This window comes from Geopseudomonas sagittaria (assembly GCF_900115715.1).
In the GTDB taxonomy this organism is placed as follows: Bacteria; Pseudomonadota; Gammaproteobacteria; order Pseudomonadales; family Pseudomonadaceae; genus Geopseudomonas; species Geopseudomonas sagittaria.
Map to the genome: position 1 here is coordinate 306,348 of NZ_FOXM01000004.1, position 25,179 is coordinate 331,526.

Below are 25,179 nucleotides of genomic sequence, written 5' to 3' on the forward strand. Positions count from 1 at the left end.
GAAGTCTGGCCGAGCGACTCAGGCCAGCCGCCAGCCCTCCACCACTTCAGCACCGAACTCAGCCTTCCAGTCCTTGAGCTGGGCATGGTTGGCACCCTTGGTCTCGATGCGCTTGCCGGTAACCGGCTGCACATACACCTTCACCTGGCGGGGGCGGCGCCGCATCACGGCAGCCGGGCCAACCGGCTCAAGCTCTACCGGCTGCGGATTGAGGATGGCTACCACCGTCGCCAGATCCATGCCGTAATCCTCCATCAGCGCCTTCAGCTTGTCTTCGAACTCCATTTCACGCTTGAGGCCACTGTCGCCCTGGAGCTTCTCCAGCAGGGCCAGCTGTTCTTTGAGGGCCTGCTCGGCGCGGCGAAATTCGGCAAGTTTGGACATGTCATCTCCTTTGATTTTGTAGCGAAATCAAATCACGATGCGAGCGTCGAGTCGCCAGCACGCAGGTATTCATAGAGGGTGGCCCGACTGATCCCAAACTCGCGGGCCAGGGCAGCCTTCGGCTCTCGAGCCTCGGCGCGCCGACGCAGCTCAGCAATCCTGGCGTCGCTCAGAGCCTTCTTCCGACCACGGTAGGCGCCACGCTGTTTGGCCAGCGCGATCCCCTCTCGCTGCCGCTCACGGATCAGCTCGCGCTCGAACTCGGCGAAGGCCCCCATCACCGACAGCAGCAGGTTGGCCATCGGTGAATCCTCGCCGGTGAAAGTCAGCCCTTCCTTGATGAACTCGATCCGAACACCGCGGCCGGTGAGCTGCTGCACCAGGCGGCGCAGGTCGTCCAGGTTGCGGGCGAGACGATCCATGCTGTGCACCACCAGGGTGTCACCCTCGCGCATGTAACCGAGCAGGGCATCAAGCTGGGGACGTTGGGTGTCCTTGCCGGAGGCCTTGTCGGTGAACACCTTGCTCACCTGGGTGCCCTCCAGCTGTCGATCCGGGTTCTGGTCGAGGGTACTGACACGGATGTAGCCGATCCGCTGTCCGTGCATGCCGCCTCCAAGGGTTAATGTGTATGGATGAACCCTATAGAGCTGCCGGACACCTGTCAAAAAACACAGAAATAGACCCTATCCAGACGCTCGGGAGCGGGCCTTCTGGGTGTCTGGATAGTGTATAGCTCATCCGCACACATGAGTGGCGTCAGTTATCGTTCAGAACCCCTGTCACACCTATTTTCTGTTTTATCTGAATTGTCTCCTGGCGCTTGAAAACACCTCAGCCCAGAAATAACGCCTTTCAAGGTGCGAGAATGCCTGCACCACAAACAAGGGAGACTCAGGATGTCGCGAGACTGGCTGGAGCATCATCAGATAGGCTTGTATTTCGTCGCTGTAGCCATCGCAGCTGTCGTAGGTTTGACCTCCGAAGGCATGGCTGATCTGGCGGCAATGGCCATCACACCGGCAATTGTCGTGCTGATGTACGCCATGTTCCTGCAGATTCCTTTCCTTGAGCTTCGGCAAGCGTTTGCCAACCGACGCTTCGTCGGCGCCCTTCTGCTGGCCAACTTCGTGCTGGTGCCGCTGCTGGTCTGGCTTCTGACCCTGCCGCTGTCGGCCAACGAGGCCCTGCTGGCCGGTGCCCTGCTGGTCCTGCTAACGCCCTGCATCGACTACGTGGTGGTATTCACCCACCTGGGCAAGGGCGACTCGAGACTGGTGCTGGCCGCCACGCCCCTCCTGCTGCTGCTCCAGCTGCTGATGCTGCCTGTCTATCTGCAGCTCATGCTCGGCACGCAGGTGGACACGGTGATCGCCATCCGGCCCTTTGCCGAGGCCTTCCTGTTACTCATCGTCGCGCCCCTTGTACTGGCCGTCGCCACCGAGCTGGGCGCAAGCCGCTCCGCAGCGGTGCGCATCTGGAGCGCCGGCTGGGCCTGGCTGCCCGTGCCGGCGATGGCAATGGTGCTGGTGGCCGTGATCGGTTCGCAGATCGCCGCGGTGGCCCGGCAACTGGAAGTGCTCGCTCCGCTGCTGCCGGTCTATGCCATGTTCATGTTGCTCGCCCCTGCACTCGGAGCGTTCAGCGCCAGGCTGTTCCGTCTGGCGGCGCCGGCGGCGCGGGCGGTGGCCTTCAGCAGCTCCACTCGCAACTCACTGGTGGTACTGCCACTGGCGCTGGCCCTGCCCGAGCCGATCAGGGGGCTGGCGGCCGCCGCGGTGATAACCCAGACCCTGGTGGAGTTGGTCGGTGAGCTGATCTACCTGCGCACCATCCCGGCGCTGGTAAGGGGGAACTAGAGCCTGTACCTGTCAGTGTTTGGTAGCGTACGTAAACAGCACTCCTGCGAGCGCCGGTGTCATTCCGGCAACACCACTCGCACCGATGCGACTCCCGGCAGATAGTGGACTGTAAGCTCTATCAGCGCACCCTTGGTGTCAGTTCCTGGCCTTGGCGACTTCGCTGCGCACCAGATCGCTCAGTGGCTCGGGGCCGAATTTGTCCAGCGCGCGGCCATTGACGAAGAAGGTCGGGGTGCCCCGGATGCCCAGCGCTTTGACGTCCTGCATGTCGGTTTCCAGCACGGCGTCGACGCTGGGCGTGTGCATGTCCGCACGGGCCCTCCCCACGTCCAGACCGGCGCCCTCGGCGGCGGCCCAGGCTGCGGCCGCCCTGGGGTCGTCGTGCCAGTCCGGCTGGGCATCGAGAACAGCCTCCAACACCTGCGAGTAAAGGTTCTGCTTGCGCGCGGCCTCCAGCATGCGAGCCACCTCCTCTGAGGCCTGGTGGAACAGTACGTAGCGCAACACCAGCCGCACGTCGTTGGGGTTCTCGGCGAGGATCTTCTTCACATACGGGTAGAAGGCTCGGCACGCCTCGCAGGAGGGGTCGAAGAACTCGACGATGGTCACCGGCGCCTGCGCCGGGCCGAATACCGGCGAGTGGAAGCGAACCAGGTTGCTGCCGCTGGGCGCTTCCGCCGGCACCTGCGCGGGTGCTTGGGCCTGCTGCGACGGTTGCGTCGGTATCACCCGCGGGTAGAGGAAGGCGGCTGCGGCGAACACGGCAAGGATCACAACGCAGATGATCAGGACCAGGGTACGGCGATTCATGGGGCAGTTCTCCGGCGAATAACGAGGAGCAGGATGGCAATCAGGGCGAAAGCAAATAGGGCCAGCATCGGTAGCGGCACACCACCGAAGATGGTCATGCCGGCGCCCGAGCAGGACGGTCCAGTAGCCGTGCAGGGCTGGATTGGCAGGGGAATCAGCCCGGCATAGAGCAGCGTGTGGGCGAGAGCTAGTCCTGCGCCGATGCCGGCCAGCGGTAGTGCGTAACGCCAGATGGCGAAGTCCGAGCGGTAGCAGGCGATGGCCAGGATCACCGTCAGCGGGAACATGAAGGCGCGCTGGAACCAGCACAGTACGCAGGGAGCCTGCCCCATCACCTCGCCGATGAACAGCGCGGAGAGGCTCGACAGCAGCGCCACCAGCCAGGCGACTAGAAGCAGTGACCACAATCCGGAAGATGATGACGTACTCATTGGCCACTCCTCGTTATGTAACGAGACAGCAGCGGACAACCATCCCATTGACTTGAAACATGACGACTCCTCCCAGATTGGCAGTTTTCAGGAGGAATTGTCGGGACCATAAATTCCATAGGAGATTCCCTAAAAAAATCGGCGCCACTGGGACGCCGATAGCCTGGAAAGGGGCTAGGCCCAGGCGAAATCACTTTCAACCACACGGCAGCAGTCAGCCGCTCCTTACATTAGGTGGAGGCATTTTTAGCGGCTGGTCAGCCGGTCGCCACTCAGCCGCGCCGGCATCCCCCACCGACTGCTTGGTACTCGACCGTCCGGAGCTCACTCTTCGAGTCGAGGAAGGTCATCCGCGCCGGCACCACGCCACAGACCTTGGCCTTGCGTGTCACGCTGATCACCCTGGCTACATCGAGCTCCATGCCATAGCGATACATTTCGACTTTCGGAGCGGGTTTCCCGAGCTCTGCGGCGTAAGCGTCCATGGCGCGCTGGTTCTCCTGGAGGATCCTGACCGGATCCTTGTCGAAACCAGCCGACATTGCGATGGAAGAGACGGCAAACATCGAGATGGCCAAGATTGCTTTCAGAGCTTTCATTTGAATTCCTCTATCACTTCGGTAATTCGCTGAGTGCTGCTTCAGTGACTTCAACTTCCGGATCATTTGCCGGCCAGCACGGTTGTTTTGTGGTGCGCAATCCCGCCCTGAGGGGCGGAGTTGCGCTGAGAAATGCGGCAAACCATCAAAAAGCCCCCGCTTCGCGGTCAGCCATCAATCGCTCGGTGTCCTTGCGGCCGAACAGCCAGAACATCGCCGGAGTCAGGTAGGTATCGAGCAGGGTCGAGCTGATCAGACCGGAGAAGATCACCACAGCCACCGGATGCAGCACCTCCGTGCCGGGACGCTCGGCCTCGAACAGCAGGGGCGCCAGAGCGAAGGCGGTGACCAGGGCGGTCATCAGCACCGGACTGAGGCGTTCCAGCGAGCCGCGTACGATCATCGCGTGGTCGAAGTTTTCGCCCTCGATGCGCATCAGGTTGATGTAGTGGCTGACCTTGAGGATGCCGTTGCGCACCGAGATGCCGGCCAGGGTGATGAAGCCGATCAGCGCGGCGATCGACAGCGGCTGCCCCGACAGCCACAGGCCCAGCACCGCGCCGACCAGAGCGAGCGGGATGTTGACCATGATCAGCGAGGCCAGGATTGCCGACTTGTAGCGGCTGTAGAGCACCACGAACATCAGCACCAGCGAGACGAGGGACAGCAGACCGACCAGCCGCGAAGCCTCCTCCTGGGCCTGGAACTGGCCGCCGAGGGTGATGAAGTAGCCTTCCGGCAGCTTGCTCTCGTCGACCACCTTGCGGATATCCTCAACGACCTCCGACAGCGGCCTCCCCTGAGCGTTGGCCGACAACACGATGCGGCGCTTGCCGTCGTCGCGACTGATCTGGTTCGGTCCGTCGCCGTCCTCGATGCTGGCGATCCGCGACAGCGGCACCCGGCCGGTCGGGGTCTCGAACAGGATGTTGCCCAGGCCCTCCGCCGAACGTGCCGTCTCGGGCAGGCGCACCACCAGGGCGAAACGCCGGCCACCCTCGACGATCTGGGTGACCTTTTCGCCCTCGACCAGACTCTCCAGCGTCGCCAGGATCTGCGGCGCGGGCACGCCGTACTGGGCGGCGGCGGCGTAGTCGATGCGCACCTTGATCTGCGGAGCCAGCACCTGCTTCTCGATCTCCAGGTCGGCGATGCCGGGAATCGCCGCCAGCCTGCCGCGCAGGGCATCTGCCTGGCCGCGCAGTGTGTCCAGATCCTCGCCGAAGATCTTGATGGCGATCTGCGAGCGCACGCCGGACAGCATGTGGTCGATCCGGTGCGAGATCGGCTGACCGATGCCGATGGCCGCCGGCAGATTGACCAGCCGCGAGCGGATGTCGCCGGTGATCTCATCCATCGAGCGGGTCAGCTCCGAGGCCGGCTTGAGGCCGACATCCAGCTCGCTGACGTGCACACCCTCGGCGTGCTCATCCAGCTCCGCACGGCCGCTGCGGCGGCCGACGTGGGTCACTTCCGGCACCTGCATGACCAACTGCTCGGCCTGCTGGGCCAGCGCCGAGGACTCCGCCAGGGTCACACCGGGGTTCAGACGCAGGCCGATCAGCAAGGTGCCCTCGTTGAACGGCGGCAGGAAGGTCTTCGGGAAGAACGGCACGCTCGCCGCCGCGACCAACACGGCGATGCCACCTGCGACTACAGCCGCCTTCGGACGCTGCAGGACGGCCTGCAAGCTGCTGCGATAGCGGCTCTTGAGCCAGGCCAGCAACTTGGTGTCGCCATGCTCCAGCGACTTCATCTGCGGCAACAGATAGAAGGACAGCACCGGGGTGACGGTCACTGAGACCACCAGCGAGGCCAGGGTCGAGACGATGAAGGCGATCCCCAGCGGTACGAACAGCCGCCCTTCCATGCCCGGCAGGGCGAACAGCGGCAGGAACACCAGCACGATGATGATGGTGGCGTAGAGGATGGCCGAACGCACCTCCATGGTCGCGTGTCCCACCAGTTCCAGTGGGTGCAGGCGGTGCTCGGGGTGCTTGGCCCGCTCCACCTTCAGCCGGCGCAGCACGTTTTCCACGCCCACCACGGCATCGTCGACCAATCCACCGATAGCGATGGCCAGGCCTCCGAGGGTCATAGTGTTGATCGACAGGCCGAAGTACTTGAACACCAGGCCGGTGATGAAGATCGACACCGGAATGGCGGTCAGCGCAATGATGGTGGGGCGCAGCGTGCCGAGGAAGAAGAACAGGATCGCCGCGACGAACACCGAGGCGCCGATCAGCTTGCCCTGTAGGGTGCTGATCGAAGCCTCGATGAAGCTGGCCTGGCGGAAGGTGACCTGGGGAGCCTCCATGCCGGTCGGCAGCGACTTGCGCATTTCCCCCAGCGCCGCCTCGATGGAGCGGGTCAGCTGGATGGTATCGGCCGTCGGTTGTTTCTGGATGCCGAGGATCACCGCGGCCTTGCCTTCGAAGCCGGCGTCGCCGCGCTTCAAGGCTGCGGCAAAGGTCACTTCGGCGATCTGCCGCAGCAGGATCGGCTGGCCGTTACGGGCAGTGATGGCCAGGTTCGACAGATCCGCCAGACTCGACGTCCGCCCCAGGTTGCGAATCAGGTACTCGCGGCCATTAAGCTCGAGGAAGCCCCCGGAGGTATTCGACGAATAGCCCTTGAGCGCCTCCTCCAGTTGCGTATGGCTGATACCCAGCTCGGCCATCCGCGCCGTGTCGGGCTGGACCTGGAACTGGCGGACCTCGCCGCCAATCGGGATCACCTGGGCAACACCGGGGATCGCCATCAGGCGCGGGCGCAGCACCCAGTCGGCGAACTCGCGAACCTGCATCGGCGTGATCTTGTCCGCATCGATGGGAATCGCGATCTGCATGATCTCGCCCATGATGGAGCTGATCGGCCCCATGCGCGGGATCACGCCCGGTGGCAAGCCCTCCTCCATCGCCGACAGGCGTTCCGAAACCATCTGCCGGGCGCGGAAAATCTCCGTGCTCCAGTCGAAGGTGACGTAGATGAAGGACAGCCCGCTGCTGGAGACCGAGCGCACACTCTCCACCCCGGGCAGACCGTTCATGGTGGTCTCCAGCGGGAAGGTGATCAGTTGCTCGACCTCTTCGGCGGCCATGCCGCCGGCCTCGGTCATGATGGTGACCGTGGGCTTGTTCAGATCGGGAAAGACATCCACCGGCATGCGTGACAGGGTGAAGGCGCCATAGGCCATCAGCACCAGGCTGGCGATGATCACCAGCAGGCGGTTGCCGAGACTGTTATCGAGGAGCCACTTGAACATGGGTCAGGCTCCCCTTAGCGGATCTGGTTGATCAGAGTGGCGGCCTGGGTCACCACGCGATCCCCAGCGGCAAGCCCGCTGGTCACCGCCACGGATACCCCGTCCAGCGCGACAAAGGTGACCGGGCGCGGCGCGAAGTGCTCCGGCGCGGTCTTCACCCAGACGACACTCTGGTTGGCGGCATTCTTCATCAGCGACGCTGCCGGAACCCGGATGCCCTGGGTACGACTGGCGGTCTGCACGAAGACCCTCACCGGCTGCCCCACGGCCAGCCGGGACAAGGCGCTTCCCTCGCCCTGGAACAGCATCGGCAGGGCCTGTTCGCGCAGGCTGCGCGCCGCGCCGATGAAGGTCAGCGGCACACGCTCGCTGCCCACCGCCAGAGTGGCTCCCGCCACATCGGCGGCCTGGCTCAGGTCGTAGGCCAGCGCCTCGATGCGCAGGCGGGAGGGATCGACCACTTCGAACACCAGTTCGCGAGCATCGACCACCTGGCCGGCGACCGCGTTGCTCGAGGCAATCACCCCGGAGACCGGCGCAAGCAGTGCTTCCCGAGCATTGATACCGGAGCTCAACGCAGCGATTTGCGCCGCCAAGCTCGCGACCTCGCTGGCCGCCGCCTCGATGTCTTTGCGCGGCACCGTATCGGCCAGCTCGCGCAAGCGCACCAGACGCTGGTCGGCAAGGCCCTTGGCCGCCCGCAGCTGGGCCAGTTGCGCAGCCTGATTGGCCCGTTCGAGGACATCGCCGGTTGCCACGACGTAGGCCAGCACCTCACCCTTTTTCACCGCCTGGCCGACGCTGGGAAAGCCGCGCGGCCCGGCTTCGAGGCGCCCAGCCAGCACGGCCTGCACCATGCCGCCGGCATTGGGGTCCATCACCACCTTGCCGGCCAGCTCCAGCGAGCGCGGCAATTCGGCCGTCTCGAGCGGCAAGGTGCGCACCCCGATCTGGCGTTGCGCCGGCTTGGGCAGGAATACGCTGCCGTCGGGCAGGCGCTGGGGGCCGTTGCTGTTGGTTGCAGGCGCTTCTTCGCCATGGTCATGCCCTTCGCCAGCCCAGGCGGGCGAGGTCAGCGACAGCAGAGCCAGGCACACCGCGGAAATCAGAAAATTAGTTTTCATGGAACACCTTCACGAATGACGAGGAGCGACGCGGGCGCGGCGCATGGCCCAACCCAGCAGGGCGAGCAGAACCAGCCCGCCGGCACCCCAGGCACCGTAGGTGCCCCAGGACGCGCCAGATGCAGACTCTTCGCCGTGCTCGTCGTGATGGATATCCAGATCACCGCTCAGCAGCTCCGTGCGCTGGCCGACGACGACCTTGGCCTTGATGGCGATCTCGCCTTCCTCGGGCTCTTCCGCCAGCTCGGCCTCGAACTCGCCGGCTTCGTGCTGCTCGGCCTCGACCTTGACGCCGCCAATCTCCAGTTCGAGGCTCGCGCCCTCGACCGGACTGTTGTCGGCTGCATGGTCGAGCCACAGAGTGAGGTCGTGGCCATCGAGCACGCCGACCAACTCGAAGGAGTCGGAAGTCGCCGCGAAGCGCGGCAGGGCCTGTCCAGTCGGAGTGGCCGGCGCTTCGCCATGGTCATGCCCCTCGCCGGCTTGAGTGGCCAAGGGGGCGGCAGCGATCAAGGTCGCCACAGTGAAGGCTGTCAGCCTTGGAAACAGTGTCATCTTTGCAGTCCTTTAGGTTCGTTCTGGCCCTATTCGGGCAGCAGACCCAGCGCCTGGCGCAGTGAGGAGGTCGCCGCCGCCTGATCGAGTCGGGCCAGGGCAGCCTGACGCTTGGCGTCGGTCGCCTCGAGCTCGATACGCAGGCGCGTCGGCAGATCGGTTTCGCCGAGGCGGAAGGATTTTTCGAAGAAACCGCGAGACTCCTGGGCGAGCCGGGCACGCTTCTCGGCAGCCGTCACTTGAGCGCGGGCGGATTCGAACTCCAGCCGGGCGGCTTCCAGCTCGCCGAGCAGGCGCTCACGCGCCAGACGCGCCTGCACCTCGGCTTCGATGGCCTCGGCCTCGGCCGTGGCTTGCTTGGCGCGATTGCGACTGCCCGAGCCGAAGGGGATGCGAATGCCCAGGGTGAGGCTTTCGTCATAGGACTCCCCAGGCTCGCGTTCGCGAGTGGTAGACAAGGTCAACTCGGGATTGGCCCGGGTCTGCACGCGGGCCAGTTCGGCCGAGCGGCGCGCGACCTCGGCCTGATCGAGCAGGGCGGCCACCGCCGGATGCTGAGTATCCAGACCAGCGAAGTCGGCGGGCAAAGCGGGCACCGGCTCACCGGCAACTACGCCAGGCGCAGTCTCTTCGCTACCACCCGGCAGGGTGCCGATCAGGCTGCGCAACTGCTGTGCAGCCGTCGCCAGCGCACTCCTGGCTCGCGCCGCCTCGATCTCGGCCAACGCCGCAGCACCCTCGGCCTGGTGCTGATCGGCCAGGGCCAGCTCGCCCGACTTGACCCGTTTGGCGACATCGGCAGCGAGCTGCCGGGCATTGCCCTCGCGCTCGCTGGCCAGGCTCGCTTCGACCCGGCTGCGTTGCCACTGCCAGTACGCCTCGCGCACTTCAGCAGCAGTGCGCAGCTGCGCAGCCGAGGCGCGACTGGCGGTGGACTGGGCCTCGGCCTCGGCCACGGCGCCCGTACGCGAGCGCTCACCGGGCAGCCACAGGGGGATGGCGAGGCCGACATTGTGCTCGCGGCTACCATCGTTGCCATTGAGCTGGTCGCCTTTGCTCGACAGCTCCAGGGCCATGGGCTCGGCGGTCCAGCTGTCGGCGGAGGCGCGACGGGCGGAGGCCGCCTCACGACGCGCAGACGAGGACTCCGCTTCGGGCTGACGCGCCCAAGCGGTATCGAAGGCTTGCTTCAGCGATAAAGGACCGGCAGTGACCGACTGCAGGCTGGAAGCGCTTGGCGCTGTCTGCGCCAAGGAACTGCCGGTGGCCAGCACGAGCAAGGCACAGGGCAGCCATTTTCTGGTTTTGCTTGGGAACATCCCGATTCTCCAGTGATGAAAAAGCTCACAGGGAATCGGCGAGACGCAATCAGCTGGCTCGCAGCACGCCAACGCTCATCGTCGGTGACGATGGTCGTTTGAGCGGGTCAGGGAGAGAGGAGTCGCCTCGCCGATCAGGCGAGGCGGGCCCACGCAGGGCGGTCAGGCGGAGAGGATGGTCGGGCCAGCGGATGAGCCTGGTGCCCTGTTTCGCCAGCTGACGAGCTGTTCACATCAAACAAGGCTACAGCGGAAAAGATCGGCGTGACGCCAGCGGAAACGCAGGCGTTGCAATCGCCATGCAGGTTCTTGCCGCTTTGGGGATCGGGACCGTCGTCGTCCTCGTTCCCCGCCTGGCTTTTGTGCTGGTGAGCGTGATGGCCGAAATGCTTCGTCTGGCTTCCAGATTCGTGCTGGCAATAGCTGCCCAGTGCAGCCCAACCGAGCTGCAGCGGCATCATCACCAGCAAGAGAATCGTCAACCAACGGCGCATAAGAATTTGAAAGCCCAAATCAAAGTGGAATAAATCTTATCAACAATGGCCTTACTCGCAAACCATACTGCGACCAGCAGCCTGCACAGTCAGGTTAGATTACGACGCCTGACGGGAAGCTGAAGGCCGCATTACCGTTTTGTCAGCCCCCACGCGCCCTACTTGCGCAGCAAGCGCAACCCGTTGGCCACCACCAGCAGACTGGCGCCGGCATCGGCGAATACCGCCATCCACAGAGTTGCCTGCCCGCTGAACGTCAGCAGCAAGAATACCACCTTGATCCCGAGCGCGAAGGCGATGTTCTGCCGCAGCACCGTCGCGGTCGCCCGCGAAAGCCGGACGAATGCGGGAATCTTGCGCAGGTCGTCGTCCATCAGCGCCACGTCTGCCGTCTCGATGGCGGTATCCGTACCAGCCGCCCCCATGGCGAAGCCAATGCTCGCTCTGGCCAGCGCAGGCGCATCGTTGATTCCGTCCCCCACCATGCCGACCGCACCCGCCTGGTCGCTCGTCATCAGTCCTTCGATGATCTTGAGCTTGTCTTCCGGCAGCAGCCCACCGCGGGCCTCGTCGATACCGACCGAACGGGCAATGGTTTCGGCGGTATGGATGTTGTCACCGCTGAGCATCAGGGTTTTCACCCCGAGGGCGTGCAGTTCGCTGATCGCTGCGCGACTGGTTTCCCGCACGGTGTCGGCCACCGCAAAAATACCCAGAGCTTCATGCTGATTGACCAGCAGCACCACCGACTTGCCCTGGCGTTCAAGGGCAAACAGCTTGGCCTCAATGTCCTTCGAACACAGACCTAGCTCTTCGATCAGCCGGTGATTGCCCAGTTGATACAGATGGTCGTCGATGCGCCCCCGGACGCCCCGGCCAAGAATGGCGGCCAGATCGCTCACCGGGCGCAAAGCCAAACCGGCTTCGCTGGCCGCATGGGCGACGGCCTGGGACACCGGGTGATCCGAGCGCGCCGCAAGGCTTGCCGCCAGAGTGCGAACCTGGACTTCCTCGCCATTCAAGGCGATGAAGTCGGTTTGCACCGGCTTGCCATGGGTGATGGTGCCGGTCTTGTCGAGTGCCAGAGTGGCCAGTTTGCGCCCCTCCTCCAGGTACACACCGCCCTTGACGAGGATGCCTTTGCGGGCAGCCGCAGCCAGACCGCTGACGATGGATACCGGGGTGGAGATCACCAGCGCGCACGGACAGGCAATCACCAGTAGCACCAAGGCCTTGTAGATCCAGTCCATCCAGGCCCCGGCAAACAGCAGCGGCGGTATGACGGCCGTCAGCAAGGCGATCAGGAACACCACCGGGGTGTAGATGCGCGCGAACTGGTCGACGAAGCGTTGCGTCGGCGCACGACTGCCCTGGGCGGACTCGACGGCATGAATGATCCGCGACAACGTCGAGTGACTGGCCTCTGCCGTCACCCGATATTCAAAAGAGCCCGTCTGGTTGATCGTACCGGCAAACACGCTGTCGCCTTCCGCCTTGTCCACCGGCAGGCTTTCGCCGGTGATCGGCGCCTGGTTCACGGTCGAGTGCCCCTGGGTCACCACACCATCCAGCGCGATGCGCTCACCTGGACGCAGACGCACCGTGGCCCCCACCGCGACCTGCTTGGCAGGTGTGCTCTGCCAGCTTCCATCAGGCTGCTGGACGGTGGCCGTTTCCGGGGCGAGATCCATCAGGCCGCGAATCGCATTGCGCGCACGGTCGAGCGATCTGGCCTCGATCACCTCTGCCAGGGCGAACAGGAACATCACCATGGCCGCCTCCGGCCACTCGCCAATGAGCATCGCGCCGGTGACGGCAATCGACATCAGCGCGTTGATGTTCAGGTTGCGGTTCTTGAGGGCAATCCAGCCTTTCTTGTAGGTCGAGAGACCGCCTACGCCAATCGCCAGCATGGCGAGGGCCACGACCAACCAGTGATTGCCACCGTTCAGCCAGTCCACGACCTCGGCCAAGGTCGCACTCACCCCCGCCACGGCCAGTGGCCACCATTGGTGGATGCCGGTAGAGGGCACGGCGGTGGCGCTGGCAACGCTCGGTTCGACGCTGGCTTCGAGCCCGATGGAGGTCAGCGCGTCCAAGATGGCATGCAGGCTCTCGAGACTGTGCGTGACCGTCAGACGGCGTTGCAGCAGATTGAAGTCCAGGGACTCGACCCCGGGCATTCCGTTCAGCTTGTCGCGAATCAGCCGTTCCTCGGTAGGGCAGTCCATCTTCGCGATGAGCAACACCGTGCACACCTGCTCGGCTGGAAGGGCAAGACGCTGGGCCTGCATGCCGATGGCGCGCAACGCGGCTTCGACCGGCTCCAGCGAATCGAGCTGGTGGTTCACCGTCAGCGTGCGCTGCATCAGGTTGAACTCTAACCCGGTCACTCCTGCGAGCGGCTCCAGCTTGCCGCGAATCAGCCGTTCCTCGGTGGGGCAGTCCATGTTGTCGATACGGTACTGCGCAATCTTTCCCGCTCCGGTGGCGAGAGTCTTCGGTTCCGCTGACGACGCAGTGGAACACCCGCACCCAACAGTGTTGCACTCACTCATGTTGGCCCCCTGAGCCTGACGTTGCAGACAAGTAAACAACCTGTAGCGACTACAGAGTCAAGAGCCTATGCTGCCAGCAAGGGTCATCAGATCCGGCTATTGGGATAACAACGTGAAAATCGGCGAACTGGCCAGAATCACTGGCACTCAGGTCGAAACCATCCGCTACTACGAGCGCGAGGCTCTACTTGCCTCACCCTCCCGCACCGAAGGCAACTTTCGCATCTACACCGAAGCGCATGTCGAAAGGCTGTCATTCATCCGCCGTTGCCGCATGCTGGATATGACGCACGCCGAGATTCGAGGACTGCTCCATTTCAAGGATGCCCCCAGCGAACACTGTGGCGATGTGAACGCCCTGCTGGACGCGCACATTGGCCATGTCACCGCGCGCATCGAGGAGCTCCGCCAGCTGGAACAACAGCTCAAGAGCTTGCGTGAATGCTGCAACGAGCCGAGTACCGCCGCCCATTGCGGCATCCTCCACGAGTTGTCGCAGCCGTTGTGCGAAGGCGCAACGAGCGAGGGCAATCACCTGCGCTGCGCACATCCGGGCGGCCCCTCCCATCAGCGGCAAACCGGGACCACGCAATAACGAGCTCTGCTCGAAGCTCCTTAACTGCTGTGCCGAGTGGTGCGCCTGCAATTGTGTACCCCACCGTGCAGGACTAGACTCCCGTCCATGAAACGCCACCTGCGGCTCTGCCTGGTTTTCCTGCTCAGTCTGACGCTTCCCCTCACGGGAATGGCGGGAGTCCAGCCGCCGGCAGAACCCTGTCCGATGCAGGCGACCGCCATGGCGGCGATGACCGACATGGCGGTCGTGCCTCCGGACTGCTGCCAGGACATGGGCGACCCCGCCGAGCCTGGTAAACCCTGCAAACCGGGGCAGGAATGCAAGACCGCCAGCCTGCTGCAAGTTGCAGTCATCAAGCCCCCCGTCCCCTTGTCCGCCCCAATAGCGGCATCCTACACCAGCGATCTCCTGCCCGAGCGCCCCCCATCCGGGCTCTGGCGACCACCCTGCGCCTGATTCCTGCCCCACACTGAACGCTATCCCGCCTGATCAGGACAGCAGGGCTGCGCGCGTTCGCGCGACACGGAACATCACAGGAATCGAGAGCATGAACATCCCACGTCACTGTCCGGGCTGGCCCCTCGCCGCCGCGCTGGCGGCGTCCGTGCTGGCATTGCCGAGCCAGGCAGCCTCGCTGACCCTCGCCGAGGCCTTGCGCCTGGCTGAAGATAACGCCCCTTCGCTGGCCGCCGAGCAGGCCAAACTGCAAGCCGCCAGTAGTGCCGCCATTCCCGCCGGCGAACTGCCCGATCCCCAGCTGCGGCTGGGGGTGCAGAACTATCCCGTCGGCGGCCCCGACCGCTGGAGCATCGACCGCGATTTCATGACCATGCAGATGGTCGGAGTCATGCAGGATATGCCCAACAGCGCCAAGCGCCGGGCTCGGGTCGAGGTAGCCGATGCGGCGGTAGAGCGCGCCGCCGCCGAAAGCGCTGTTGAACGACTGAACGTCCGCCAGGCCACCGCGCTGGCGTGGATCGACCGCCTCGCGGTGGAACGCCAGCAGGCGCTGTTCACCGAGTTCTTCGGCGAGAACCGTCTGCTCGCTGCCGCCGTGCAGGCGCAGATCGCCGGCGGACGCGGGCAGGCTGCCGACGCAGTGCGGCCGAAACAGGAGGCGGCCCGCCTGGACGAACAGCAGGACCAACTAGCCCAGCAACACGTTCGGGCGCGCGCGGCCCTACGTCGCTGGATAGGCGTGGCCGCCGACCAGCCGCTTGCTGGCGACTGGCCAGAATGGCCCATCGATCACGCTCGCTACGGCCACCAGTTGCCACGCCACCCGGCGCTGGCCTCCTTCGAGCCGATGACGCGCGAAGCGCAAGCCAAGGTGCGCGAGGCGCAGGCGGAGAAGAAGTCCGACTGGAGTTGGGAGCTCGACTACCAACGTCGTGGCCGCGAGTTTGGCGACATGGTCAGTGTGCAGGTCAGTTTCGACCTGCCGCTGTTCCCCGGCTCTCGGCAGGATCCGAAAATCGCCGCCCGACACGCCGAACTCAACCAGCTGGAAGCCGAGCGCGAAGCCCTGCTGCGCGAGCATGCCCAACAACTGGAAGAGGATCTCGCCGAATACCAGCGACTACAGCGGGCACAGCATCGCAACCGCGACAACTTCGTGCCGCTGGCCCGGGAGAAGGTGGAGCTCAGCCTGGCCAGCTACCGCGCCGGCAAGGGCGATCTGCTCAGCGTCATCACCGCCCGTCAGGAGCTGATCGAGGCTCGCCTGCGCCAGATCGAGCTGGAGGCACAGGGCGCCAAGACTGCTGCACGGCTGCATTTTGCCTACGGGGAGGAGCACCCATGAGCATGCAAATTGGCCCGGCAGCCGCGTTGTGCGGCTTGGCGCTCGTTCTCGGCGCTGGCGGGGGGTACTGGTTCGCCCAGCAGCGCCCTGATCCGATACCCGTGCCCGCGGCGCAGGACGAACGTCCGGTGCTGTACTGGTACGATCCGATGTACCCGCAGCAGCGGTTCGACAAGCCGGGCAAGTCGCCCTTCATGGACATGCAACTGGTGCCTCGCTATGCCGATGCCGCCGCGGACAGCGCCGCCGTCAGCATCGATCCGCGATTGACCCAGAATCTCGGCCTGCGCCTGGCGACCGTCACCCGTGGGGCCATCGCCTCCAGTCTGGTGGTAACCGGCGTGCTGGCTTTCAATGAACGGGATGTCGCAGTGGTTCAGGCGCGTACTGCCGGCTTCGTCGAGCGGGTCTACGCCCGCGCACCAGACGACGTACTGGCGGCTGGTGCGCCGCTGGCCGACCTGCTGGTGCCCGAGTGGGCCGCTGCCCAGGAAGAGTTTCTCGCCCTCCGGCGCAGCGGCGATGCCGAGCTGCTGGCGGCGGCCCGCCAGCGCCTGCTCCTGATCGGCATGCCAGCGACGTTGATCGCCCGGGTGGAGCACAGCGGCAAGGCCCAGCCGACCCTGACCATCACCAGCCCCCTCGGTGGCGTGTTGCAGGAGCTGGCTGTGCGGACGGGCATGAGAATGGCGGCCGGCGATAGCCTGGCGCGCATCAACGGTCTGGACAGCGTCTGGCTGGAGCTGGCCGTGCCGGAGGCCGAAGCCGGGGCACTGCTCGCCGACCAGACGGTCGAGGCGCGCCTGCCGGCGCTCGCTGGCGAGGTGCTAACGGGCCGGGTCGCCACCATCCTGCCAGCGGCGAACACCGACAGTCGTACCCTTCGCGTGAGGGTCGAATTGCCCAACCCCGACGGTCGCCTGCGGCCGGGGCTGACGGCGCAGGTACGGCTGAACCGGGCGAGCGAGCAAGGCGTGCTGTGGGTGCCGAGCGAGGCTGTCATCCGCACCGGCCGACGGGCTCTGGTCATGCTCGCCGAAGACGCGGGGCGCTACCGGCCAGTCGAGGTGCGCCCCGGTGCGGAAAACGATGGCCGAACGGTGGTACTGAGCGGCCTGGAGGAAGGCCAACAGGTGGTCGCCTCCGGACAGTTCCTACTCGATTCCGAAGCCAGTCTCCGAGGGCTGGTTGTGGGAACCGCGGCAAGACCGGAGCCTGCCACCAACACCCCCGTCCTGCATGAGGCCGAGGGCAGGGTCGTCGAGATCGGCGACGGGAGCGTGACCCTCGCCCATGGTCCTTTACGGACACTGGGGATGCCCGGCATGACCATGAGCTTCCCACTGGGCAATCCGGCCCTGTTGCACGGACTCGAGGTCGGCGACCGGGTGCGCTTCGCGGTGCGCGAGAGCGACGCCGGGCTGGTGGTCGAGCGCTTGGAGAAACAGGGAGACCAGCCATGATCGCCGCGCTGATCCGCTGGTCGGTAGCCAACCGCTTCCTGGTCCTGCTGGCAACCCTGTTCGTCACCGCCTGGGGCGTCTGGTCGGTGCGCAGCATCCCGCTCGACGCACTGCCGGACCTCTCCGATGTACAGGTGATCGTGCGCACCCCCTATCCGGGGCAGGCGCCGCAGATCGTCGAGAACCAGGTAACCTATCCACTGACCACCACCATGCTCTCGGTGCCGGGAGCGAAAACGGTACGCGGCTACTCCTTCTTCGGCGACAGCTACGTCTACGTGCTGTTCGAGGACGGCACCGACCTCTACTGGGCGCGCTCGCGGGTGCTGGAGTACTTGAGCCAGGTGCAGAGCCGCCTACCGGCAGGCGCCCGGCCGGCGCTGGGACCGGATGCCAGCGGGGTCGGCTGGATCTACCAGTACGCCCTGGTCGATCGCAGTGGCCGCCACGACCTGGCGCAGCTGCGCGCCCTGCAGGACTGGTTCCTCAAGTTCGAGCTGAAGACCGTCGCCAACGTCGCAGAGGTGGCCACCATCGGCGGCATGGTCAGGCAGTACCAGGTCCTGCTCGACCCGACCAGGCTGGCCAGCCTGGGCATCACCCAGGCCGAGGTGATCGCGGCCATCGGCCAGGCCAACCGGGAAACCGGCGGCGCGGTGCTGGAAATGGCCGAGACCGAGTTCATGGTGCGCGCCTCCGGCTACCTGAAGACGCTCGACGATTTCCGCGCCATCCCGCTCAGGCTCAGTGCCGGCGGTGTACCGGTGACCCTCGGCGACGTGGCGAGCATCCAGCTGGGCCCGGAGATGCGCCGCGGCATCGGCGAACTCGACGGCGAAGGCGAAACGGTCGGCGGCGTGGTGATCCTGCGCAGCGGCAAGAACGCCCGCGACACGATCGCTGCGGTCAAGGCCAAACTCGACGAGCTGAAGGGCAGCCTGCCCGCCGGGGTGGAAATCGTCACCACTTACGACCGCAGCAAGCTGATCGACCGCGCGGTGGCCAACCTCGGCCACAAGCTCCTTGAGGAGTTCATCGTCGTCGCCTTGGTCTGCGCGCTGTTCCTCTGGCACCTGCGCTCATCCCTGGTAGCGATCATCTCGCTGCCGATTGGCGTGCTGATCGCGTTCATCGTGATGCGCCACCAAGGCATCAACGCCAACCTCATGTCACTCGGCGGCATCGCCATTGCCATCGGAGCCATGGTGGATGCGGCGGTGGTGATGATCGAGAACGCTCACAAGAAGGTCGAAGCCTGGCACTCGGCTCACCCCGGGGAGACGCTGGCGGGCGAGCGCCACTGGCAGGTGATGACCGACGCCGCCGCCGAGGTCGGCCCGGCGCTGTTCTTCTGTCTGCTGATCATCACCCTATCGTTCATCCCGGTATTCACCCTGGAGGCCCAGGAAGGCCGCCTGTTCGGCCCGCTGGCCTTCACCAAGACCTACGCCATGGCGGCCGCCGCCGGGTTGTCGGTAACCCTGGTGCCGGTACTGATGGGCTACTGGATTCGCGGGCGGATCCCCCGGGAGGAGCACAACCCGCTGAATCGCTGGCTGATCCGCCTCTACCGGCCGGCTCTGGATGCAGTGCTGCGCCGGCCCAAAGTCACCCTGTTGGCTGCGCTGCTGGTGTTTCTCAGCGCACTGTGGCCGATTTCCCGCCTCGGCGGCGAGTTCCTGCCGCCGATGGACGAAGGCGACTTGCTCTACATGCCTTCGGCGCTGCCCGGACTGTCGGCGCAAAAGGCCGCGCAGCTGTTGCAGCAGACAGATCGCCTGATCAAGACGGTACCGGAAGTCGAGCACGTGTTCGGCAAGGCCGGACGTGCCGAAACCGCCACCGACCCGGCACCGCTGGAGATGTTCGAAACCACCATCCAGTTCAAGCCGCGCGAGCAGTGGCGACCAGGCATGACGCCGGAAAAACTGGTGGAAGAGCTGGATCGGGTGGTGCGGATCCCAGGGCTCACCAACATCTGGATTCCGCCGATCCGCAATCGCATCGACATGCTCGCCACCGGGATCAAGAGCCCCATCGGGATCAAGGTCGCCGGCACAAGCCTGGTGGATATCGACGCAGCCACCCAGGCGATCGAGCGCGTGGCCAAGAGCGTGCCCGGAGTGAGCTCGGCGCTGGCCGAGCGCCTGACCGGAGGGCGCTATGTCGATGTGGACATCGACCGTCGCGCGGCTGCCCGCTACGGGCTGAACATCGCCGACGTGCAGTCGATAGTGGCCAGCGCCATCGGCGGCGAAAACGTCGGCGAGACCGTCGAGGGCCTGGCCCGCTTCCCGATCAATGTGCGCTACCCACGCGAGTGGCGCGACTCGCTCGGCGCTCTCGAGCAGCTGCCGATCTATACCCCGCAAGGCAACCAGATCACTCTGGGCACGGTGGCGAGGATCGCGGTCAGCGACGGACCGCCCATGCTGAAAAGCGAGAACGCCCGGCCATCGGGCTGGGTCTACATCGACGTGCGCGAGCGGGACATCGCTGCCGTGGTGGGTGACCTGCGCCGGACCGTCAGCGAAAAGGTGAGCCTGCAGCCAGGCATGAGCATCAGCTATTCTGGGCAGTTCGAGTACCTCGAGCGAGCCAACGCCCGGCTCAAGCTGGTGGTGCCGGCGACCCTGGCGATCATCTTCGTGCTGCTCTACCTGACCTTTGCCCGCGTCGACGAGGCCCTGCTGATCATGGCGACGCTGCCATTCGCCCTCACCGGCGGCGTGTGGTTCCTCTACCTGCTGGACTACGACCTGTCGGTGGCCACCGGCGTCGGCTTCATCGCCCTGGCTGGGGTGGCCGCCGAGTTCGGCGTGATCATGCTGCTCTACCTGAAGCAGGCCTGGGCCGAGCGCGAGGCGGCCGGCGAGCGCAGCGAGCAGGCACTGCTGGCGGCGATTCGCCAGGGCGCCGTGCAGCCCAAGGCGATGACCGTGGCGGTGATCGTCGCCGGCCTGCTGCCGATCTTCTGGGGCAGCGGCACCGGCAGCGAGATCATGAGCCGCATCGCCGCTCCCATGGTTGGCGGCATGCTCAGCGCGCCCTTGCTGTCCCTGTTCGTCATCCCGGCGGCCTATCGGCTGATGCGCCGCTCGCATCTCCTCACAGCATCGGCTGTGAAACCATCCAATTCCACAGGAGCAACCCAGTCATGAAACAAGTCCTCGTAACCATCCTGACCGCCACGCTCGTCCAGACCGCCACAGCGGCTGACATGCACGACAAGCCCATGGACAGGATGCCAATGGAACAGCCCATGCAGGTGGAACAGCCGGACAGCGCGGCCCCGACCGCCAAGGCCACCGGCACGATCAAGGGGATCGACGCTGCCAAAGGGACCATCACGCTTTCGCACGGCCCCGTTCCCAGCTTGAAATGGCCACCAATGACCATGGGCTTTACCGCAACGCCCGAGCAGTTGAAGGGGCTGAAGGTCGGTGACGAAGTGAGCTTCGAATTCCTGAGCCAAGGCATGGCGGCCCGGATCATTTCCATTCAGAAAGCTGATTGAGCCTATTCCCCTTGACTCACGATGGGGAAACCCAGCCAAGGGACGCTAAAGTTCTAGACGAAAGCCATGTTGTCAACGTAATCACTACGGCTCGTAGGTATGTTGGTTCAGCTCACCACCACAAAGGCAGCTCGACATGAAAAAAACCAAGCTGGCAGTACTCCTCGTAGCCGCATCACTGTCACCCGCATGGGCGCTGGCGGCAGACCCAACCCCAGCCAAAAGTTCTACGCCCCAGGCGCAGCAGCAAGCTCCGAATATTGCTGAGTTCGACAAACAGATGGCTCAAGCGCAGGAAAACCTCCAGAAGATGCAGGCCCAGATGGAGAAAATCCGTCAGACCCAAGACCCGAAGGAACGGCAAAAACTCCTTCAGGAGCATTGGAATACGATGCAAGGAAATATGGGAATGATGCACGGCATGGGCATGGGAATGTGGGGAGGCGGCATGATGGGCGGGCACATGATGGGTGGCGGCATGATGGGGGGCGGCCACATGATGGGCTGGCAGGACTACTCGAACTTGCCCCAGGAGCAGAAAGCACAGCGTCAGTACATGATGGACAGGTACATGGGGATGCAGCAGATGATGATGGATCACATGATGTGGCACCAACACTACATGGGGATGCCCCCAGCTAAACCCGCTCCGTAAGCATGACTCTGGGTTCTGTCCGAAAAGTCAGCTGAACGAAGGTCACGCAAGACGAAAAGTGACGATGGCGCGGAGTGTACTGGCCCTAATGGGGCATTCCGAGCCACTTTTAAACGCGACCTCACCGAGCACAGGCACTTTTAGTGCATAGCCCAAGGTTCCCTCCCATGGCCGGAAAGTGACGATAAAATCCGTTATCGTCACTTTCCGGTCAGCGGCCGCTTCGCTACCCTGAGCGCCTGTGCCGTGGGACCTGTTGGCGTCGGCTCGCCGTCGCCTCCCCCCGCGGACGCCTGATCTAACTCACCCAGGAGCCCCCATGGAAACCCGGCAGGTCGTGATCGAAGACTGGGAAGGCGATGGCGCTATTCGCATTCCCGATGAAGCCCTGCAGGAAATGGGGGTCGACGTCGGGGACTCGCTGTACCTGATCGAGGAGTACGTGGGCACGACACGCTGCCTTGTGCTCAGCAAAACCCCGCGCATTCCCGATCGCGTCGATGAGCTGGTTGACCACTGGGAATCCTTCGGAAAGGCGGCAGCCGATTCAGACGCCAAAGATGAATGAGCTGATTCCAACAACCGAGGAATCCTCGGTAGCGTGAGCTGAAGTCGAATGCGACCAGACAGGAAGAGCGGGGTTTCAAGTGACAGAGCTGATCACCAAGGCAGAGCTGACAGCCATCAAAGCCGATAGTTACTCGCGCGAAAAACTGCGCCGCCAAGCCCTTTGGGCGATGACCCATCTAGAGCGGCGGGCCCATGCGCTGGCTTGCCTCGATCTCATCGAACGACTGGACCATGTGGCGCCGATTGGCGAAGCGGCAACCTGGACGCTGGGGGATGTGGCTCGTCTCGTGCCGGTCTCCCGGCGTGACAATCCACCGCTCGAGGTTGTGCGACCGGCCGACATACCCGAGCCATGGCGCAGCCGTATGGCTGCAGCGAGCATCGGCTCGACGATGTGCAGTGCTTTCCCAGGCTACTACGTCGATGATTGGCGGACGTTCCTGAGGCTCTGGCGACTCGAGCATGAGCAATTGCATGAATATCGTTTGGATCGGTCATGACTGGAGGTCGACGGTGAGCTGGATACGCTGTCGGTCCGGCGGTGGGCGATCCGCTGAAGCGGGAGTACTACTCACACAACAGCACGGCGATCTGGCTGACACAGACAGTACCCTGCAATAGGGACAATGCCAGTAAGGCATGGACCGGCAACGGCGTACTGTAGGCGCAGTGGTTCGATGGTTAAGCCGAGTACGCGGCGGTCCCGCTTCGGCGGCGCGATGGCGAGCGCGAAAGGATGCAGCTGTGTAGGTCCTGCTTCGGCTATGCAATGGCCACGCTCAAGCACGAGCACTGGGTTAACCATATGTTCGACGACGATCCTGATTCAGGGCAGGAGGACTGATTTCGTGAGCAATCTGCTGCAACACCAGGGGTATTACGGCTCCATCGAAGCCAGCGCCGAGGACAACTGCCTGTTCGGCAAGCTGCTCTTCATTCGCGCACTGGTCAACTACGAAAGTGAGACGATAGCCGAGGTGTAAGCCGCCTTCCGCGAGGCGGTGGACGACTACATGGTCACCTGCAAAGAGGGGGAGATAGTGGTTGCCACCGATCGTATGGCGTCTCGATGCGTGCCACCACCGAATGCAGGGTCAAAAACGCTCCCCCTCGATTTCGTCTGAAAATGACCTGACGATCTATTGAAATAGGGCCTTCAACCTGCTCCCCGGAGTGACGCTGCCATCCGTTCCCGCTGCCGAGTACGCCGGGCAGTACAGTCCCAGCGCCGAACATCAATCTCGAGACAAGCTCATGCTGAATGAAGTCATCTCTTTGGTTCTGCGCGCCGGAGTGCTCATCGCCGCCGAAGCTGCACGACCAGGTGGTCCTCGCGGGGCGGGAGACAAGGCGGATATCGACGTCGAGGTGGAGATCCTGCTGCGCGAGGGGCTGCTGCGACTGCAGCTGGGAGACTTCTGGGGAGAGGAAACGGGAAGCGCGCTGACTGGGGCGAGCCATTGCTGGGTGGTGGACCCGAACGATGGCACCACGGATTTCCTGGCGGGTAGGCCTGGCTCGGCCATTTCCGTTGGCCTACTGAAAGATGCCATACCGGTGCTGGGCGTCGTCTATGCGCCAGTTACCACGCGCGGGCCTGACTGCATTGCCTGGGAGCACAGCATGATTGGCCTGATGCGCAATGGCCGACACATTTGCCCCAACCTGGACGCCCGGCAGTTCGACGCTAACTCGGTGGTATTCGTCAGCACGGCCGCCGACCAGCAACCAGAGCTGAACACCGCGCTCTGTGCTCCGGCGCGCTTCAGCCCGATGCCCAGCATCGCCTACCGGCTCGCACGCGTGGCCGCCGGCGATGGCATCGCGGGGGTTTCGCTCTACCCTGTATCTCCGCACGACGTGGTCGCTGGCCATGCCCTCCTCAAGGCTGCTGGCGGCGACTTGCTTGACCAAGACGGCCATCCGATTCGTTACGACAACCTGAACAAACCACTGTGCCGCAGCTGTTTCGGTGGCAATCTGGCAGCCAGTCAACGCCTGGCTGCACGCCCTTGGCGGCAGCGGCTTTCGATCCCCTGACGCCCTGAGCGCCCCGTGCTCCCCACAATGGGAAAGCTGTCGTGCGTGTACTTCAGCCGGCATCCGCCCGAAGCGGAGGACGGCGAGGCCTCCAAGTTACCATCGCCAGCACCTGGGAAATTGAGCCGGCAATGACACCACATTGAGTTTGAGGGGCTGTAATCACTCAGTGGCACTTAACATCTCGGGACACAACCCGGATGAGGCAGGCATGAAGCACAAGAAAGTCTCTGACAAGCACGCCATGATCGCGAAATTCACGGAAGAGGCCCTACGGTTGGGCTGCGGTGTTTCAGCCAACCAACGCCACGTCATAAAAGCAGCTCTTGCCCATGGCAAAACGATGGAGCCTGCAGGTCGCCTCGCGGGAGCCAACAGGGAGTGCAGCCATGCCTGACCAGTTCAAGCAAAAAGCCGTCACCCTTAGCGCCGAGGCCTACCAGGCGCTCCTCGACGAGCTGGAGGATCTCCGTATCGAGCGTGTTGCGTGTGATCGTATAGCCACCGTCCACGCTTCCGAGCTGCTATCCCTAGAGACCATGCGGGCCCGCTTTCGTTGATGCTCTGGCGATCCAAGCTGGACCCCACTTTTGGTGAGCGGCCATACACGGACGCCATCGCCAATATGGCCAGTACGACCAGATCGATGCTGAGACAGGGCAATGAACATCAAGTCGATTCGTTCTGAGGAAGACCTAGCGGCAGCCCTTGCCCGTATGGAGCAGCTGTGGGGAGCCGAGATCGGTACACCCGAGGGCAATGAGCTGGATGCTCTGGCGTCGCTGATCGAGATGTACGAAGCCAAGCACTACCCGATGCCACCTGGCAGATCCCATCGAGATCATTAACTAAATTCCGCATGGACCAACGGAAGGTGACTCAGCCAGGCAAGAAGTCATTCAGCGAGTCGAACAAGTGGCCAGCGGCCAAGGATGGACTCGTATCCCGGCGGCGGCAACGAGGTCACCACGTAGACCCGCCGCTCCTCCCCGGCGGCCACCAACAACCCCTCGATGGCCTGGCCCTCTTCCAGGTCGAACCAGTGCGAGACGCCGGCAGGGTCCTTCTCCATGAATTCTGGAGCCTTGCTAACTGTTAAATTTAGTTTGTCCTTTAAAAATCAATGACTTACTGATTTTAACTTTTTCGCGT

The 25,179-nt window shown here is 64.0% G+C and carries 26 protein-coding genes and 1 pseudogene; 16 read left to right on the top strand and 11 right to left on the bottom strand.

The features are described from left to right. Positions 1 to 18: 18 nt before the first annotated feature. Positions 19 to 384 carry a histone-like nucleoid-structuring protein, MvaT/MvaU family gene (locus tag BM297_RS07375; RefSeq protein ID WP_092429797.1) on the bottom strand — a complete coding sequence of 122 codons (366 nt, stop codon included), beginning with the start codon at positions 382 to 384 and terminating at the stop codon, positions 19 to 21. A gap of 32 nt (positions 385 to 416) precedes the next feature. Beyond that, positions 417 to 992 carry a recombinase family protein gene (locus tag BM297_RS07380; RefSeq protein WP_092429799.1) on the bottom strand — a complete coding sequence of 192 codons (576 nt, stop codon included), beginning with the start codon at positions 990 to 992 and terminating at the stop codon, positions 417 to 419. Between the two features lie 291 nt (positions 993 to 1,283). Here BM297_RS07380 and BM297_RS07385 point away from each other — a divergent pair, with 291 nt between their 5' ends. After that, a complete protein-coding gene (locus BM297_RS07385; protein ID WP_092429801.1) occupies positions 1,284 to 2,243 on the top strand; it encodes an arsenic resistance protein in 960 nt (319 codons plus the stop codon). Positions 2,244 to 2,381: 138 nt separating this feature from the next. Here BM297_RS07385 and BM297_RS07390 read toward each other — a convergent pair whose 3' ends face one another. The 7 genes from BM297_RS07390 to BM297_RS07420 all read right to left on the bottom strand — a co-directional run bounded on the left by BM297_RS07390 (position 2,382) and on the right by BM297_RS07420 (position 10,349). After that, positions 2,382 to 3,056, bottom strand: a complete 675-nt coding sequence (locus tag BM297_RS07390; RefSeq protein WP_092429803.1) for a DsbA family protein — start codon at positions 3,054 to 3,056, stop codon at positions 2,382 to 2,384. Further along, entirely contained in the window at positions 3,053 to 3,487 is a 435-nt protein-coding gene (locus BM297_RS07395) for a disulfide bond formation protein B (RefSeq protein ID WP_092429805.1), read from the bottom strand. Before BM297_RS07395 ends, BM297_RS07390 begins: the two co-directional genes overlap by 4 nt. Positions 3,488 to 3,759: 272 nt before the next feature. Further along, positions 3,760 to 4,086, bottom strand: a complete 327-nt coding sequence (locus BM297_RS07400; RefSeq protein ID WP_092429807.1) for a DUF2790 domain-containing protein — start codon at positions 4,084 to 4,086, stop codon at positions 3,760 to 3,762. 145 nt (positions 4,087 to 4,231) lie between these two features. Then, positions 4,232 to 7,351, bottom strand: coding sequence for an efflux RND transporter permease subunit (locus BM297_RS07405; protein WP_092429808.1), 3,120 nt, complete (start codon positions 7,349 to 7,351; stop codon positions 4,232 to 4,234). Between the two features lie 14 nt (positions 7,352 to 7,365). Then, complete coding sequence (locus BM297_RS07410; RefSeq protein ID WP_092429810.1) at positions 7,366 to 8,475, bottom strand: efflux RND transporter periplasmic adaptor subunit; 1,110 nt, start codon at positions 8,473 to 8,475, stop codon at positions 7,366 to 7,368. Between the two features lie 9 nt (positions 8,476 to 8,484). After that, positions 8,485 to 9,030, bottom strand: a complete 546-nt coding sequence (locus BM297_RS07415; RefSeq protein ID WP_092429812.1) for a hypothetical protein — start codon at positions 9,028 to 9,030, stop codon at positions 8,485 to 8,487. 29 nt (positions 9,031 to 9,059) lie between these two features. Continuing rightward, positions 9,060 to 10,349, bottom strand: coding sequence for a TolC family protein (locus tag BM297_RS07420; protein ID WP_092429814.1), 1,290 nt, complete (start codon positions 10,347 to 10,349; stop codon positions 9,060 to 9,062). A 299-nt stretch (positions 10,350 to 10,648) separates the two neighbouring features. Between BM297_RS07420 and BM297_RS21800 the strand changes: the two genes are divergently transcribed. Then, positions 10,649 to 10,876 (top strand): hypothetical protein, encoded by a 228-nt coding sequence (locus BM297_RS21800; RefSeq protein WP_175526615.1) that lies wholly within the window; start codon positions 10,649 to 10,651, stop codon positions 10,874 to 10,876. 125 nt (positions 10,877 to 11,001) lie between these two features. On the opposite strand, the gene BM297_RS07430 is transcribed toward BM297_RS21800, so the two are convergent. Continuing rightward, positions 11,002 to 13,401, bottom strand: a complete 2,400-nt coding sequence (locus BM297_RS07430) for a heavy metal translocating P-type ATPase (RefSeq protein ID WP_092429818.1) — start codon at positions 13,399 to 13,401, stop codon at positions 11,002 to 11,004. Between the two features lie 112 nt (positions 13,402 to 13,513). On the opposite strand from BM297_RS07430, the gene cadR reads away from it, so the two are divergent. From cadR to BM297_RS07490, 14 genes and pseudogenes are all read left to right on the top strand, one after another. Beyond that, entirely contained in the window at positions 13,514 to 13,996 is a 483-nt protein-coding gene (gene cadR, locus BM297_RS07435) for a Cd(II)/Pb(II)-responsive transcriptional regulator (RefSeq protein WP_092429884.1), read from the top strand. Positions 13,997 to 14,083: 87 nt separating this feature from the next. After that, the gene (locus BM297_RS07440) at positions 14,084 to 14,434 is read left to right on the top strand and encodes a hypothetical protein (RefSeq protein WP_092429819.1); all 351 of its coding nucleotides are present in this window, start codon (positions 14,084 to 14,086) and stop codon (positions 14,432 to 14,434) included. 91 nt (positions 14,435 to 14,525) lie between these two features. Then, positions 14,526 to 15,782, top strand: coding sequence for a TolC family protein (locus BM297_RS07445; RefSeq protein ID WP_092429821.1), 1,257 nt, complete (start codon positions 14,526 to 14,528; stop codon positions 15,780 to 15,782). Next, positions 15,779 to 17,245 (top strand): efflux RND transporter periplasmic adaptor subunit, encoded by a 1,467-nt coding sequence (locus tag BM297_RS07450; protein ID WP_092429823.1) that lies wholly within the window; start codon positions 15,779 to 15,781, stop codon positions 17,243 to 17,245. The genes BM297_RS07445 and BM297_RS07450 overlap by 4 nt, the downstream gene beginning before the upstream one ends. After that, positions 17,242 to 20,406: an efflux RND transporter permease subunit gene (locus BM297_RS07455; protein ID WP_092429825.1), complete on the top strand. Its 3,165-nt coding sequence runs from the start codon at positions 17,242 to 17,244 to the stop codon at positions 20,404 to 20,406. The genes BM297_RS07450 and BM297_RS07455 overlap by 4 nt, the downstream gene beginning before the upstream one ends. Continuing rightward, positions 20,403 to 20,762: a copper-binding protein gene (locus BM297_RS07460; protein ID WP_092429827.1), complete on the top strand. Its 360-nt coding sequence runs from the start codon at positions 20,403 to 20,405 to the stop codon at positions 20,760 to 20,762. The genes BM297_RS07455 and BM297_RS07460 overlap by 4 nt, the downstream gene beginning before the upstream one ends. A gap of 136 nt (positions 20,763 to 20,898) precedes the next feature. Next, positions 20,899 to 21,417, top strand: coding sequence for a hypothetical protein (locus BM297_RS07465; protein WP_092429829.1), 519 nt, complete (start codon positions 20,899 to 20,901; stop codon positions 21,415 to 21,417). A gap of 319 nt (positions 21,418 to 21,736) precedes the next feature. After that, positions 21,737 to 21,985: a hypothetical protein gene (locus tag BM297_RS07470; protein ID WP_092429831.1), complete on the top strand. Its 249-nt coding sequence runs from the start codon at positions 21,737 to 21,739 to the stop codon at positions 21,983 to 21,985. 79 nt (positions 21,986 to 22,064) lie between these two features. Then, positions 22,065 to 22,487: a hypothetical protein gene (locus BM297_RS21505; RefSeq protein WP_139231033.1), complete on the top strand. Its 423-nt coding sequence runs from the start codon at positions 22,065 to 22,067 to the stop codon at positions 22,485 to 22,487. Between the two features lie 348 nt (positions 22,488 to 22,835). Next, positions 22,836 to 22,967: pseudogene (locus tag BM297_RS07475) on the top strand (type II toxin-antitoxin system HicB family antitoxin); the annotation flags it as partial. 274 nt (positions 22,968 to 23,241) lie between these two features. After that, complete coding sequence (locus BM297_RS07480) at positions 23,242 to 24,027, top strand: inositol monophosphatase family protein (RefSeq protein ID WP_092429833.1); 786 nt, start codon at positions 23,242 to 23,244, stop codon at positions 24,025 to 24,027. Between the two features lie 211 nt (positions 24,028 to 24,238). Next, complete coding sequence (locus tag BM297_RS07485; protein WP_092429835.1) at positions 24,239 to 24,424, top strand: hypothetical protein; 186 nt, start codon at positions 24,239 to 24,241, stop codon at positions 24,422 to 24,424. Further along, positions 24,417 to 24,587 (top strand): hypothetical protein, encoded by a 171-nt coding sequence (locus tag BM297_RS21805; RefSeq protein WP_175526616.1) that lies wholly within the window; start codon positions 24,417 to 24,419, stop codon positions 24,585 to 24,587. The genes BM297_RS07485 and BM297_RS21805 overlap by 8 nt, the downstream gene beginning before the upstream one ends. A 102-nt stretch (positions 24,588 to 24,689) precedes the next feature. Next, entirely contained in the window at positions 24,690 to 24,875 is a 186-nt protein-coding gene (locus BM297_RS07490) for a hypothetical protein (protein ID WP_092429837.1), read from the top strand. A gap of 47 nt (positions 24,876 to 24,922) precedes the next feature. Here BM297_RS07490 and BM297_RS21810 read toward each other — a convergent pair whose 3' ends face one another. Further along, the gene (locus BM297_RS21810) at positions 24,923 to 25,099 is read right to left on the bottom strand and encodes a hypothetical protein (RefSeq protein ID WP_175526617.1); all 177 of its coding nucleotides are present in this window, start codon (positions 25,097 to 25,099) and stop codon (positions 24,923 to 24,925) included. Positions 25,100 to 25,179: the final 80 nt, after the last annotated feature.